12 protein-coding genes and 2 tRNA genes are annotated in these 13,099 nt (G+C 57.0%); 13 read left to right on the top strand and 1 reads right to left on the bottom strand.

What is annotated here, in order from left to right:
* The first annotated feature begins 202 nt into the window (after positions 1-202).
* The 4 genes from carA to ACDZ94_RS03695 all read left to right on the top strand — a co-directional run bounded on the left by carA (position 203) and on the right by ACDZ94_RS03695 (position 5,572).
* Complete coding sequence (gene carA, locus ACDZ94_RS03710) at positions 203-1,339, top strand: glutamine-hydrolyzing carbamoyl-phosphate synthase small subunit (RefSeq protein ID WP_064454180.1); 1,137 nt, start codon at positions 203-205, stop codon at positions 1,337-1,339.
* Between the two features lie 105 nt (positions 1,340-1,444).
* A complete protein-coding gene (carB, locus tag ACDZ94_RS03705; protein WP_064454179.1) occupies positions 1,445-4,666 on the top strand; it encodes a carbamoyl-phosphate synthase large subunit in 3,222 nt (1,073 codons plus the stop codon).
* Positions 4,663-5,139, top strand: a complete 477-nt coding sequence (greA, locus tag ACDZ94_RS03700) for a transcription elongation factor GreA (RefSeq protein WP_064454178.1) — start codon at positions 4,663-4,665, stop codon at positions 5,137-5,139. Before carB ends, greA begins: the two co-directional genes overlap by 4 nt.
* A 28-nt stretch (positions 5,140-5,167) precedes the next feature.
* Complete coding sequence (locus ACDZ94_RS03695; protein WP_064454177.1) at positions 5,168-5,572, top strand: hypothetical protein; 405 nt, start codon at positions 5,168-5,170, stop codon at positions 5,570-5,572.
* Between the two features lie 20 nt (positions 5,573-5,592).
* Here the strand turns inward: ACDZ94_RS03695 and ACDZ94_RS03690 are convergent, their stop codons facing one another.
* Positions 5,593-5,901 carry a YhbY family RNA-binding protein gene (locus ACDZ94_RS03690; protein ID WP_017139256.1) on the bottom strand — a complete coding sequence of 103 codons (309 nt, stop codon included), beginning with the start codon at positions 5,899-5,901 and terminating at the stop codon, positions 5,593-5,595.
* Between the two features lie 105 nt (positions 5,902-6,006).
* Between ACDZ94_RS03690 and rlmE the strand changes: the two genes are divergently transcribed.
* The 9 genes from rlmE to rimP all read left to right on the top strand — a co-directional run bounded on the left by rlmE (position 6,007) and on the right by rimP (position 13,072).
* Positions 6,007-6,657, top strand: coding sequence for a 23S rRNA (uridine(2552)-2'-O)-methyltransferase RlmE (gene rlmE, locus ACDZ94_RS03685; RefSeq protein WP_015885924.1), 651 nt, complete (start codon positions 6,007-6,009; stop codon positions 6,655-6,657).
* Between the two features lie 200 nt (positions 6,658-6,857).
* Positions 6,858-8,768: an ATP-dependent zinc metalloprotease FtsH gene (gene ftsH / locus ACDZ94_RS03680; RefSeq protein ID WP_017478564.1), complete on the top strand. Its 1,911-nt coding sequence runs from the start codon at positions 6,858-6,860 to the stop codon at positions 8,766-8,768.
* Positions 8,769-8,776: 8 nt separating this feature from the next.
* Positions 8,777-9,628 (top strand): dihydropteroate synthase, encoded by an 852-nt coding sequence (gene folP / locus ACDZ94_RS03675; RefSeq protein ID WP_064454176.1) that lies wholly within the window; start codon positions 8,777-8,779, stop codon positions 9,626-9,628.
* Positions 9,629-9,644: 16 nt separating this feature from the next.
* Positions 9,645-10,982 carry a phosphoglucosamine mutase gene (glmM, locus tag ACDZ94_RS03670; RefSeq protein ID WP_064454175.1) on the top strand — a complete coding sequence of 446 codons (1,338 nt, stop codon included), beginning with the start codon at positions 9,645-9,647 and terminating at the stop codon, positions 10,980-10,982.
* A gap of 66 nt (positions 10,983-11,048) precedes the next feature.
* Positions 11,049-11,804, top strand: coding sequence for a triose-phosphate isomerase (gene tpiA / locus ACDZ94_RS03665; RefSeq protein ID WP_064454174.1), 756 nt, complete (start codon positions 11,049-11,051; stop codon positions 11,802-11,804).
* A gap of 4 nt (positions 11,805-11,808) precedes the next feature.
* Positions 11,809-12,192 (top strand): preprotein translocase subunit SecG, encoded by a 384-nt coding sequence (secG, locus tag ACDZ94_RS03660; protein WP_010206600.1) that lies wholly within the window; start codon positions 11,809-11,811, stop codon positions 12,190-12,192.
* A gap of 22 nt (positions 12,193-12,214) precedes the next feature.
* A tRNA-Leu gene (locus ACDZ94_RS03655) sits at positions 12,215-12,300 on the top strand.
* Positions 12,301-12,396: 96 nt separating this feature from the next.
* Positions 12,397-12,473, top strand: a tRNA-Met gene (locus ACDZ94_RS03650).
* 140 nt (positions 12,474-12,613) lie between these two features.
* Entirely contained in the window at positions 12,614-13,072 is a 459-nt protein-coding gene (gene rimP / locus ACDZ94_RS03645) for a ribosome maturation factor RimP (RefSeq protein ID WP_159442625.1), read from the top strand.
* The last annotated feature ends 27 nt before the right edge of the window (positions 13,073-13,099 follow it).

Raw genomic sequence — 13,099 nt, 5'->3', positions numbered from 1 at the left:
CGACGTCCTGTCGCATTCCCCTGCCTTTAAGGCTCATTAGCGGTGGACCAAAAAAGCCTTTTTCTGTAAGCTACAGCTTTAGTGTGTCCACTAAAAGCGCGCAGAATAATTCAGTGAAGAAGCGGGGTGACGTGTCCATACGTCACTCCGCTTTTTTACAACCTGCGATCGCCCTTTCAGGCTTTATTTACGGGAGGTCTTCTTGACTAAGCCAGCCATACTCGCCCTTGCTGATGGCAGCATTTTTCGCGGCGAAGCCATTGGAGCCGACGGTCAAACCGTTGGAGAGGTGGTGTTTAACACTGCCATGACCGGCTATCAGGAAATCCTTACCGATCCTTCCTACGCCCAACAGATCGTTACCCTGACCTATCCGCACATCGGCAACACCGGTACTACACCGGAAGACGTCGAGTCTGATCGTGTCTGGTCGGCCGGTCTGGTGATTCGTGACCTGCCACTGGTTGCGAGCAACTGGCGTAACACGATGTCGCTGTCCGATTACCTGAAAGCCAATAACGTTGTGGCGATCGCCGGTATCGATACGCGCCGCCTGACACGCATCTTGCGTGAAAAAGGCTCGCAGAACGGCTGCATCATGGCGGGTGACAATATTTCCGAAGCGGCGGCGATCGCTGCAGCGCAAGGCTTCCCTGGCCTGAAAGGCATGGACCTGGCGAAAGAAGTCAGCACCAAAAAGCAGTATGAGTGGCGCTCCACTGTCTGGGACTTGAAGACCGACAGCCACGAGACCATCGCTGCTGCTGACCTGCAATACCACGTAGTCGCCTACGACTACGGCATCAAGTACAACATCCTGCGCATGCTGGTCGAGCGCGGTTGCCGCGTAACCGTGGTGCCGGCGCAAACCCCGGCCAGCGACGTGCTGGCCCTGCAGCCGGACGGTGTGTTTCTGTCCAACGGCCCGGGTGACCCTGAGCCTTGCGACTACGCCATCAAGGCGATCAAGGAAGTGCTGGAAACCGAGATTCCGGTGTTCGGTATCTGCCTCGGTCACCAACTGCTGGCCCTGGCCTCCGGCGCCAAAACCCTCAAAATGGGTCACGGCCACCACGGTGCCAACCACCCTGTGCAAGACCTGGACACTGGCGTTGTAATGATCACCAGCCAGAACCACGGCTTTGCAGTGGATGAAGCGACCTTGCCGGGCAATGTCCGTGCGATTCACAAGTCGCTGTTCGACGGCTCTCTCCAAGGCATCGAGCGCACCGACAAGAGCGCGTTCAGCTTCCAGGGCCACCCTGAAGCAAGCCCGGGCCCGAACGACGTAGCGCCGCTGTTCGACCGTTTCATCAATGAAATGGCCAAGCGACGCTGACGGACTGGCTTGCGGGCGGCCCCGAACCTCGGTGGCCCCCGCAGGCTCTTCAAAGAGTGTTCAAGACGGCTTGCCGACTGACCTGCGGATTTGAGTGACAAACCCATGCCAAAACGTACAGACATAAAAAGCATCCTGATTCTCGGCGCTGGCCCGATCGTGATCGGCCAGGCCTGTGAATTCGACTACTCCGGTGCCCAGGCCTGTAAAGCCCTGCGCGAAGAGGGCTACCGCGTCATCCTGGTGAACTCCAACCCGGCCACCATCATGACCGACCCGGACATGGCCGACGCCACCTACATCGAGCCGATCAAGTGGCAGACCGTTGCCAAGATCATCGAAAAAGAGCGTCCAGATGCACTGCTGCCAACCATGGGCGGCCAGACTGCACTGAACTGCGCCCTGGACCTGGAGCGCGAAGGCGTCCTGGAAAAGTTCGGCGTTGAGATGATCGGCGCGAATGCCGACACCATCGACAAGGCTGAAGACCGCTCGCGTTTCGACAAGGCCATGAAGTCCATCGGCCTTGACTGCCCGCGTTCCGGTATCGCCCACAGCATGGAAGAGGCCAACGCGGTACTCGAAAAGCTGGGCTTCCCGTGCATCATTCGTCCATCCTTCACCATGGGCGGCACCGGTGGCGGTATTGCTTACAACCGTGAAGAGTTCGAAGAAATCTGCGCGCGTGGCCTGGACCTGTCGCCGACTAAAGAACTGCTGATCGACGAATCCCTGATCGGCTGGAAAGAGTACGAAATGGAGGTTGTCCGCGATAAGAAGGACAACTGCATCATCGTCTGCTCCATCGAAAACTTCGACCCGATGGGCGTGCACACGGGTGACTCGATCACCGTTGCTCCAGCACAGACCCTGACGGACAAGGAATACCAGATCATGCGTAACGCCTCGTTGGCGGTATTGCGTGAGATCGGCGTTGAAACCGGCGGCTCCAACGTTCAGTTCGGTATCTGCCCGGACACCGGTCGTATGGTTGTGATCGAGATGAACCCGCGTGTATCGCGTTCGTCGGCGCTGGCATCGAAAGCTACCGGCTTCCCGATTGCGCGTATCGCTGCCAAATTGGCGATCGGTTACACCTTGGACGAGCTGCAAAACGAAATCACTGGCGGCGCTACACCGGCGTCCTTTGAGCCGTCCATCGACTACGTTGTGACCAAGCTGCCGCGCTTTGCATTCGAGAAATTCCCGAAAGCCGACGCACGGCTGACCACTCAGATGAAGTCGGTTGGTGAAGTCATGGCCATCGGCCGGACCTTCCAGGAATCCCTGCAGAAAGCCCTGCGTGGCCTGGAAGTAGGCGTTTGCGGCCTGGACGAGAAGCTCGACCTGAGCAATCCGGAAAGCATGAGTGTGCTCAAGCGCGAGCTGACCGTACCTGGTGCTGAGCGCATCTGGTACGTCGCTGACGCATTCCGTGCCGGCATGACCGTCGAAGATATCTTCGGCATGAACATGATCGATCCGTGGTTCCTGGTACAGATCGAAGATCTGATCAAGGAAGAAGAGAAGGTCAAGACCCTCGGTCTGTCCTCTATCGACCGCGACCTGATGTTCCGCCTCAAGCGCAAAGGTTTCTCCGACCAGCGTTTGGCCAAGCTGCTGGGTGTGACCGAGAAGAACCTGCGCACGCATCGCCACAAGCTGGACATCTTCCCGGTCTACAAGCGCGTTGACACCTGCGCGGCCGAGTTCGCAACCGACACCGCCTACCTGTACTCCACCTATGAGGAAGAGTGCGAGGCTGCGCCGTCGGGGCGTGACAAGATCATTATCCTGGGTGGCGGTCCAAACCGTATCGGCCAGGGCATCGAGTTTGACTATTGCTGCGTACACGCCGCCCTCGCCCTGCGTGAAGACGGGTACGAGACCATCATGGTCAACTGCAATCCGGAAACTGTTTCCACTGACTACGACACCTCCGACCGTCTGTACTTCGAGCCGGTAACGCTGGAAGACGTGCTGGAAATCTGCCGCGTCGAGAAGCCAAAAGGCGTGATCGTCCAGTACGGCGGCCAAACCCCGCTGAAACTGGCTCGCGCCCTGGAAGCTGCCGGTGTGCCGATCATCGGCACCAGCCCTGACGCCATCGACCGTGCCGAAGACCGTGAGCGCTTCCAGCAAATGGTTGAGCGCCTGAACCTGCGTCAGCCGCCTAACGCTACCGTGCGCAGCGAAGACGAAGCCATCCGTGCAGCCAGCAAGATCGGTTACCCGCTGGTGGTGCGTCCGTCCTACGTATTGGGCGGCCGTGCGATGGAAATCGTTTACGAAGAAGAAGAACTCAAGCGTTACCTGCGTGATGCGGTGAAAGTGTCCAACGACAGCCCGGTGCTGCTGGACCACTTCCTCAACTGCGCCATCGAAATGGACGTGGATGCGGTTTGCGATGGCACCGACGTAGTGATCGGCGCGATCATGCAGCACATCGAACAGGCGGGCGTTCACTCCGGTGACTCCGCATGCTCGCTGCCGCCTTACTCGCTGCCGGCGCACATCCAGGACGAGATGCGTGAACAGGTCAAGAAAATGGCCCTGGAACTGGGCGTTGTCGGCCTGATGAACGTTCAGTTGGCGCTGCAAGGCGAAGACATCTACGTCATCGAAGTCAACCCGCGTGCTTCGCGTACCGTGCCATTTGTATCCAAGTGCATCGGTGTGTCCCTCGCCATGATCGCTGCCCGCGTGATGGCGGGTAAGACCCTGAAGGAAATCGGCTTCACCAAGGAAATCATTCCTAACTTCTACAGCGTGAAAGAGGCGGTGTTCCCATTCGCCAAATTCCCTGGTGTGGACCCGATCCTGGGCCCAGAGATGAAGTCCACCGGTGAAGTGATGGGTGTGGGTGACACTTTCGGTGAAGCATTCGCCAAGGCCCAGATGGGTGCCAGTGAAGTGCTGCCGACCGGTGGTACTGCATTCATCAGTGTGCGTGACGACGACAAGCCGCTGGTTGCAGGCGTGGCCCGTGATCTGATCAACTTGGGCTTTGAAGTCGTGGCCACCGCCGGGACCGCCAAGCTGATCGAAGCTGCCGGCCTGAAAGTGCGTCGCGTGAACAAGGTGACGGAAGGCCGTCCGCATGTGGTCGACATGATCAAGAATGACGAAGTTACCCTGATCATCAACACCACCGAAGGTCGCCAGTCGATCGCGGATTCCTACTCCATTCGTCGTAATGCCTTGCAGCACAAGATCTACTGCACCACCACCATTGCTGCAGGCGAAGCTATCTGCGAAGCGCTCAAGTTCGGTCCGGAAAAGACCGTGCGTCGCTTGCAGGATCTACACGCAGGATTGAAGGCATGATCAAATACCCTATGACCGTCCAGGGCGCCAAGGCCCTGGAAGAGGAACACGCCCACCTGACCAAGGTCGTACGTCCAAAGCTGAGCCAGGACATCGGTACGGCCCGCGAGCTGGGCGACTTGAAGGAAAACGCTGAATACCATGCTGCTCGTGAGCAGCAAGGTATGGTCGAGGCGCGGATCCGTGACATCGAAGGCCGTATGCAGAATGCGGTGATCATCGACGTCACGACCATCCCGCACACCGGCAAAGTGATTTTCGGCACCACCGTCGAAATCGCCAACGTCGAGACGGATGAGCGCGTCGTTTACCACATCGTGGGTGAGGACGAGGCTGACTTTAAACTCGGCAAGATTTCCGTCGGGTCACCACTCGCGCGTGCCTTGATTGCCAAGGAAGAGGGTGACGTGGTGTCCGTCAAGACGCCTGGTGGCGTGATCGAGTACGAGATTGTCGAAGTTCGTCACGTCTGAAAGGCGGCGCCCGCTTCGTGCGGGCGCCATGCTTTGGCAGCTCGCCCAGATGCTTTGGGTGGGTGGCCTGTGGCTATTGCACATTGGTGTACTGCCGGTGTTGGGCCTGATTGGCCTGGCGCCGTTGCTGATCGATGAGCTCGATGGATTGCTCAGTGCGTTGCTGGTGGGTTTTGCAGCGGCGTGCGTGACGCTCCAGGTGCTGGTGCTGATCAAGGCCGAAGGCTTGGGGAGTTTGTGGCGGGATATTCGCGGCCAACTGCTGTTGATGGCGCTGTATGCATGTGCAATGTTTTGCGTGGTGCATGTTTGGCTGCCGGAAGCGTTGCGCTGGCAGCTATTCAGCTATCTTGTGCTAGGGTTCTCCGGCCTGGTGCTGGTTATACAGCCTGCGCCGGGATGGAGTGGCAGGGCGCGCGAAGCACGCCCGTGACCCTTGTTGTCATTTGAAAGCTATTTGAAGCGGTGTACGTTTGACAGTTGCTTGTTGACGCTGAAGTTCTTGCGATACAGCAGCGCCATCTTGCCGATGACCTGAACCAGATCCGCTTTGCCGACCTTGCACAGTTCTGCAATGGCGGCCAAACGCGCTTCGCGGTCAAGGATGTTGACCTTGATCTTGATCAGTTCGTGATCGCCCAATGCGCGTTCAAGTTCGGCTAACACACCTTCAGTCAAACCGTTGTCTGCCACAATCAGAACTGGTTTCAGATGGTGGCCAATGGATTTGTACTGTTTCTTCTGCTCTTGAGTGAGCGGCATAATCTGACCCCTGCGTCTGATCTTGTAAAAAGCGGCGGCCAGTTTACCCGAGCGAGTCCGGGACCGCCCAGTTAATCACGACCCGTTTTATTTTCGAGGTGGCCCGTGGCCCGTTCCAAAACTAGTCTTAAGTGGCTGCAAGAGCATTTCAACGACCCTTACGTCAAAAAGGCGCAAAAGGACGGCTACCGTTCCCGGGCCAGCTACAAGCTGCTGGAGATCCAGGACAAGGACAAATTGATTCGTCCAGGCATGAGCGTTATCGATCTTGGCGCAGCCCCTGGTGGCTGGTCCCAGGTGACCAGTCGTCTGATTGGTGGGCAAGGCCGCTTGATCGCTTCCGATATCCTGGAAATGGACAGCATCCCGGATGTGACCTTTGTTCATGGTGATTTCACCCAGGACACGGTGCTCGCACAGATCCTTGAAGCTGTGGGAAATTCGCAGGTAGACCTTGTGATTTCCGACATGGCCCCCAATATGAGTGGATTACCGGCTGTTGATATGCCGCGCGCGATGTTCCTTTGTGAGCTGGCGCTGGATTTGGCAGGTCGGGTTTTGCGTCCTGGTGGTGATTTTCTGGTGAAGGTCTTCCAGGGCGAAGGTTTTGACGAGTACCACAAGAACATCCGCAAGTTGTTCGACAAGGTGCAAACGCGCAAGCCTGACTCTTCCCGGGACAGGTCTCGTGAGCAATACCTGCTGTGCCGCGGCTTCCGCGGTGTTGAAGGTGCGGCGAGTGAAGAGCGTTTTTGAGGAATTCGAGGAAGGCGATAGGTTTTTTTATATCGCTTTCGTCATGAAGCTTTACGAATATTGTGTAGTCAAAGTTTCACAAAGGGTTACAGACGGCGCCTGCCAGAGTTGTAGGTAATGTAGTAAGTTAGGCCGGTGAATATCATGCGAAGCGCGCGCCAGTAGCGGAGCTTGCTTCAGAGGGTAGTTAATTGAACGATATGGCAAAGAATCTGATCCTGTGGTTGATCATCGCGGCTGTCCTGGTGACGGTGATGAACAACTTCTCCAGCCCTAACGAGCCGCAGACCCTCAACTATTCCGACTTCATCCAGCAAGTTAAGGATGGCAAGGTCGAGCGCGTAGCGGTTGATGGCTACGTGATTACCGGCAAACGCAACGATGGCGACAGCTTCAAGACCATTCGTCCGGCAATTCAGGACAACGGTCTGATCGGCGACCTGGTGGATAACCATGTAGTCGTTGAAGGCAAGCAGCCTGAGCAGCAGAGCATCTGGACCCAGCTCCTGGTGGCCAGCTTCCCGATCCTGGTGATTATCGCCGTGTTCATGTTCTTCATGCGCCAGATGCAGGGTGGTGCGGGAGGCAAGGGCGGGCCGATGAGCTTCGGCAAGAGCAAGGCACGCCTGCTCTCCGAGGATCAGGTGAAGACCACCCTCGCGGATGTCGCGGGTTGTGATGAAGCGAAGGAAGAAGTTGGCGAGCTGGTCGAGTTCCTGCGTGACCCGGGCAAGTTCCAGCGTCTGGGCGGCCGCATTCCTCGCGGCGTGCTGATGGTGGGTCCTCCGGGTACCGGTAAAACCTTGCTGGCCAAGGCGATTGCCGGCGAAGCCAAGGTGCCGTTCTTCACTATTTCTGGTTCTGACTTCGTCGAGATGTTTGTCGGTGTCGGTGCCAGCCGTGTTCGCGATATGTTCGAACAGGCCAAGAAACACGCCCCATGCATCATTTTCATCGACGAAATCGACGCTGTTGGTCGCCATCGTGGTGCGGGCATGGGCGGTGGTCACGATGAGCGTGAGCAGACTCTCAACCAGTTGCTGGTGGAGATGGACGGCTTTGAAATGAATGACGGCATTATCGTCATCGCCGCAACCAACCGTCCGGACGTACTGGACCCTGCGCTGCTGCGTCCAGGCCGTTTCGACCGCCAGGTGGTAGTGGGTCTGCCGGACATCCGTGGTCGCGAACAGATTTTGAAAGTGCACATGCGCAAAGTGCCGATGGGCGACGACGTGGCTCCGGCCGTCATTGCCCGTGGTACTCCAGGCTTCTCCGGTGCTGACTTGGCCAACCTGGTGAACGAGGCCTCGCTGTTCGCTGCCCGTACCGGCAAGCGCATCGTTGAAATGAAAGAGTTCGAACTGGCAAAAGACAAGATCATGATGGGCGCTGAGCGCAAATCCATGGTTATGTCCGAGAAAGAGAAGCAGAACACCGCTTATCACGAAGCCGGTCACGCCATTGTTGGTCGTGTCGTGCCTGAGCATGACCCGGTTTACAAGGTGTCGATCATTCCTCGTGGTCGGGCGTTGGGTGTCACCATGTTCCTGCCTGAAGAGGATCGTTACAGCCTCTCCAAGCGTGCGCTGATCAGTCAGATCTGCTCACTGTATGGTGGCCGAATTGCTGAAGAGATGACCCTTGGCTTCGATGGCGTAACCACCGGTGCCTCCAACGACATCATGCGTGCCAGCCAGATTGCACGGAACATGGTGACCAAATGGGGCTTGTCTGAAAAACTCGGGCCTTTGATGTATGCCGAAGAAGAAGGCGAAGTGTTCCTGGGTCGTGGCGGTGGCGGTCAAGCTGCCAGCTTCTCGGGTGAAACGGCCAAGCTGATCGACTCCGAAGTGCGCAGCATCATTGACCAGTGCTACGGCACGGCCAAACAGATCCTGACCGACAATCGCGACAAGCTGGATGCAATGGCTGATGCGTTGATGAAGTACGAGACCATTGATGCCGACCAGATCGACGACATCATGGCGGGTCGCACGCCTCGTGAGCCTCGCGATTGGGAAGGTGGTTCGGGCACTTCTGGCACTCCGCCAGTAGTTCAGAACGAGCGCCCTGAAGCCCCGATCGGCGGTCCGGCAGCTGACCACTAAGGTTTGAAATGACTTCTGCGTTGTCCTCAACCCGGTTGCCTTGCGGCAACCGGGTTCTTGATTTGGCCCATACACATGTCATGGGCATTCTTAATGTAACCCCCGATTCCTTTTCCGACGGCGGCCGCTTCAGTCAACTCGATGCGGCATTGCGTCATGCCGAGGCGATGGTGGCGGCGGGCGCGACCTTGATTGATGTCGGTGGTGAGTCGACTCGCCCTGGTGCTCGCGTTGTTTCTCCTCTCGAGGAGTTGGAGCGAGTGGCGCCTATCGTCGAGCGCATTGCTCGTGAGTTGGACGTGATCATCTCGGTGGATACATCGACTCCGGCCGTGATGCGCGAGACGGCGCGCCTGGGTGCGGGGCTCATCAACGATGTGCGCTCCCTCCAGCGAGACGGTGCCCTGGATGCGGCAGCGGCAACCGGTCTGCCTGTATGCCTGATGCATATGCTGGGAGAGCCCGGCAATATGCAAGACAGTCCACACTACGACGATCTCGTTGGTGAAGTGAGTGGGTTTCTTGCTGAAAGGATCGCTCAGTGCGCCAAGGTTGGAATTGCTGCCGAAAAAATCATCCTTGATCCTGGGTTTGGCTTTGCCAAAACCCTTCAGCACAATTTAAGTCTGTTCAAACATATGCAGGCCTTGCATGCGCTTGGTCGGCCCCTGTTGGTCGGTGTTTCGCGCAAGAGCATGATAGGGCTCGCATTGAGTCGACCGGTGGGTGAGCGGTTGTACGGTGGCCTTGCTCTGGCAGCGCTCGCGGTTACCAAGGGCGCGCGTATCTTGCGTGTGCATGACGTCGCCGAGACGGTCGATGTGGTGCGTATGCTTGCCGCCGTAGAATCAGCCGAATAAGAACGATGGAGCACTTATGACTAAAAAATATTTTGGCACCGACGGTATCCGTGGTCGGGTCGGCGAATTTCCGATTACGCCTGATTTCATGCTCAAGCTGGGTTGGGCGGCAGGTATGGCGTTCCGCAGCATGGGCGCTTGCCGCATTCTGGTGGGCAAGGACACCCGTATTTCCGGTTACATGTTTGAGTCCGCGCTTGAGGCGGGCTTGTCCGCAGCCGGTGCCGACGTAATGCTGCTGGGGCCAATGCCGACGCCGGCGATCGCTTACCTGACGCGTACCTTCCACGCTGAAGCCGGTATCGTGATCAGTGCCTCGCACAACCCTCATGATGACAATGGCATCAAGTTTTTCTCGGGGCAGGGCACCAAGCTGCCGGATGCGATTGAGCTGATGATCGAAGAGCTGCTGGATGCACCGATGACGGTGGTCGAGTCCAGCAAGCTGGGCAAGGTCTCGCGCATCAACGACGCGTCTGGCCGCTACATCGAATTTTGCAAGAGCAGCGTGCCGACCAGTACCAATTTTGCCGGGCTGAAGATTGTTGTCGATTGCGCTCATGGTGCGACCTACAAAGTGGCTCCGAGTGTATTCAAGGAGCTGGGCGCCGATGTGACCGTGCTGTCGGCTCAGCCGAATGGTTTGAACATCAACGAAAACTGCGGCTCCACCCATATGGAGCAACTGCAGGCGGCCGTCCTGGCTGAGCATGCTGATCTCGGTATTGCTTTTGACGGGGATGGTGATCGTGTCCTGATGGTGGATCACACTGGGGCTGTCGTGGATGGTGATGATTTGTTGTTCATCATTGCTCGCGACCTGCATGAGCGTGACAAGTTGCAGGGCGGCGTCGTTGGCACTCTGATGAGTAACCTGGGCCTGGAACTGGCCTTGGCAGATCTTGGAATTCCCTTCGTTCGCGCCAATGTCGGTGACCGCTATGTAATCGCCGAGCTGCTGGAGCGTAACTGGCAGGTGGGCGGTGAGAACTCGGGGCATGTGGTTTGCTTCCAGCACACGACGACTGGCGATGCAATTATTGCCGCGTTGCAGGTGTTGCTGTCCTTGCGTCGTCGTGAGGAGAGCCTCGCTCAGGCGCGACAGGCTCTGCGTAAGTGCCCGCAGGTTTTGCTCAATGTGCGTTTCGCCGGTGGCGAAAACCCGATCGAACACCCTGCGGTCAAAGACGCCTGCGAGCGCGTGACCCTGGCAATGGCGGGGCGTGGGCGGGTGTTGCTGCGCAAGTCCGGCACGGAGCCTCTGGTGCGCGTCATGGTCGAAGGTGAGGACGAAACACAGGTTCGCGGCCATGCCGAAGACCTGGCAAAACTGGTAACTGAAATTTGCGCCTGAATTCGGCTTGCCAGTGATGATGTGGTTGGGTAACATCTGCGCCCACTTTGACCGACGGGGTACAGCATGCGTCGCACTATGGTAGCTGGTAACTGGAAGATGCACGGTACCCGCGCCAGTGTCGCTGAGCTGATCAATGGCCTTCGTCACTTGGCCTTGCCTAGCGGTGTTGATATTGCGGTTTTCCCGCCTTGCTTGCATATCAACCAGGTGGTTGATGGCTTGAAAGGTAAGTCGATCCAGGTCGGCGCGCAGAATTCTGCGGTGGAGCCCATGCAAGGTGCTTTGACCGGTGAGATTTCGCCGAGTCAGTTGGTAGATGCGGGTTGTTCCTATGTGCTTGTCGGGCACTCCGAGCGCCGTCAGATGATGGGCGAACGTGATGGGACACTCAATCGCAAGTTTGCAGCGGCACAGGCTTGTGGCTTGATTCCGGTGTTGTGCATAGGGGAGACCCTTGAGCAACGCGAATCGGGCAAGACTCTTGAAGTTGTCTCGCGTCAGCTGGGCAGCATCATCGAGGAGCTGGGTGTTGGTGCGTTTGCAAAGGCAGTAATTGCTTACGAGCCGGTCTGGGCCATTGGCACCGGGCTGACTGCTACACCGCAACAGGCGCAGGATGTGCACGCAGCCATTCGCGCACAGTTGGCGGCAGAGAATTCTGAGGTCGCACAAGGTGTGCGGCTTCTATACGGCGGCAGCGTGAAGGCGGCCAATGCGGTCGAACTGTTCGGCATGCCGGATATCGATGGGGGGCTCATTGGTGGAGCTTCCCTGAATGCAGATGAGTTCGGTGCGATTTGTCGCGCCGCGGGAAACTGAAAAAATGCTGGAAACAGTCGTAGTCGTTTTTCATCTGTTGGCTGCCCTGGGCGTAGTTGCCCTGGTTTTGTTGCAACAGGGTAAAGGTGCGGATGCTGGTGCGTCTTTCGGTGCAGGTGCTTCAAATACTGTGTTCGGAAGCCAAGGTTCCTCTACCTTTCTTAGTAAGTTTACTGCTATACTTGCCGCCGGTTTCTTCATAACCAGCTTAGGGTTAGGTTACTTTGCTAAAGAGAAGGCTCATGTGCTGACTCAAGTAGGTTTGCCAAACCCAGCAGTGTTGGAAGTACCAAAAGCAAAACCGGCTTCTGATGATGTCCCGGTGCTTCAAGAGCAAAAGTCGGCTACTCCAGCGACTGACGTACCTCCAGCTCAAGAGCAAAAGTAAGAAGGGTTGTAAACGCTGTATTGCCGAGGTGGTGGAATTGGTAGACACGCAACCTTGAGGTGGTTGTGCCCATAGGGTGTAGGGGTTCGAGTCCCCTTCTCGGTACCAATTATCAGGAGAGCCCGCTGTTGCGGGCTTTCTTGTAGGTGGAAGGTTACATTGACCCTGTAAGGGATCGGTCGTATACTTCCGCCCCAGCTTTGTCGCGGGGTGGAGCAGTCTGGTAGCTCGTCGGGCTCATAACCCGAAGGTCGTCGGTTCAAATCCGGCCCCCGCAACCAGTTTTAGCGGAGCCCCTTTTAAGGGGCTTTTTGTTAGCTGGACACTTTCAACGCCGCTATTCGACGGCGTTTCAAGGATGGGCGTTTCGCCCATTTTTTTATTTTGCACAGCATGCACATACATGCACGAGGGGGTTCAGGTGTCGAGCAAGCTAGAAGAGTTGCAGGCCTTGTTGGCCCCGGTGATCGTGGCCCTAGGCTATGAATGCTGGGGTATTGAGTTTTCGGCTCAAGGTCGCCACTCAATGTTGCGCGTTTATATCGATAAAGAGGGCGGTGTGCTGGTGGACGATTGTGCCATTGTCAGCCGTCAGATCAGCGGTGTCCTGGATGTTGAAGATCCAATCTCCGTTGAATATACCCTCGAAGTTTCCTCGCCAGGCATGGAACGCCCACTGTTCACTATTGATCAGTTTGCAAAATTTGCCGGTGAACAAGTGAAGATCAAGCTGCGTTCCCCGTTCGAAGGGCGACGCAACTTTCAGGGCCTTCTGCGCGGTGTAGAAGAACAGGATGTCGTGGTGCAGGTAGAAGACCATGAATTCCTGTTGCCGATCGATATGATCGACAAGGCCAACATTATTCCCAGTTTTGACTGAGACGCGGATCCCGCGGATCCAATGGCT

It is taken from the genome of Pseudomonas sp. UBT (assembly GCF_050915955.1).
Lineage (GTDB): Bacteria > Pseudomonadota > Gammaproteobacteria > Pseudomonadales > Pseudomonadaceae > Aquipseudomonas > Aquipseudomonas antarctica_A.
The sequence above is the reverse complement of the archived record's forward strand: the minus strand, read 5'-3'. Positions and strand labels throughout refer to the sequence as shown.

What these genes read in the sequence shown, in the direction of transcription:
- carB (WP_064454179.1), top strand. Translation starts at nt 1,445, where the DNA reads ATGCCAAAACGTACAGACATAAAAAGCATCCTGATTCTCGGCGCTGGC.
- greA (WP_064454178.1), top strand. Translation starts at nt 4,663, where the DNA reads ATGATCAAATACCCTATGACCGTCCAGGGCGCCAAGGCCCTGGAAGAG.
- ACDZ94_RS03695 (WP_064454177.1), top strand. Translation starts at nt 5,168, where the DNA reads ATGCTTTGGCAGCTCGCCCAGATGCTTTGGGTGGGTGGCCTGTGGCTA.
- ACDZ94_RS03690 (WP_017139256.1), bottom strand. Translation starts at nt 5,901, where the DNA reads ATGCCGCTCACTCAAGAGCAGAAGAAACAGTACAAATCCATTGGCCAC.
- ftsH (WP_017478564.1), top strand. Translation starts at nt 6,858, where the DNA reads ATGGCAAAGAATCTGATCCTGTGGTTGATCATCGCGGCTGTCCTGGTG.
- folP (WP_064454176.1), top strand. Translation starts at nt 8,777, where the DNA reads ATGACTTCTGCGTTGTCCTCAACCCGGTTGCCTTGCGGCAACCGGGTT.
- glmM (WP_064454175.1), top strand. Translation starts at nt 9,645, where the DNA reads ATGACTAAAAAATATTTTGGCACCGACGGTATCCGTGGTCGGGTCGGC.
- tpiA (WP_064454174.1), top strand. Translation starts at nt 11,049, where the DNA reads ATGCGTCGCACTATGGTAGCTGGTAACTGGAAGATGCACGGTACCCGC.
- secG (WP_010206600.1), top strand. Translation starts at nt 11,809, where the DNA reads ATGCTGGAAACAGTCGTAGTCGTTTTTCATCTGTTGGCTGCCCTGGGC.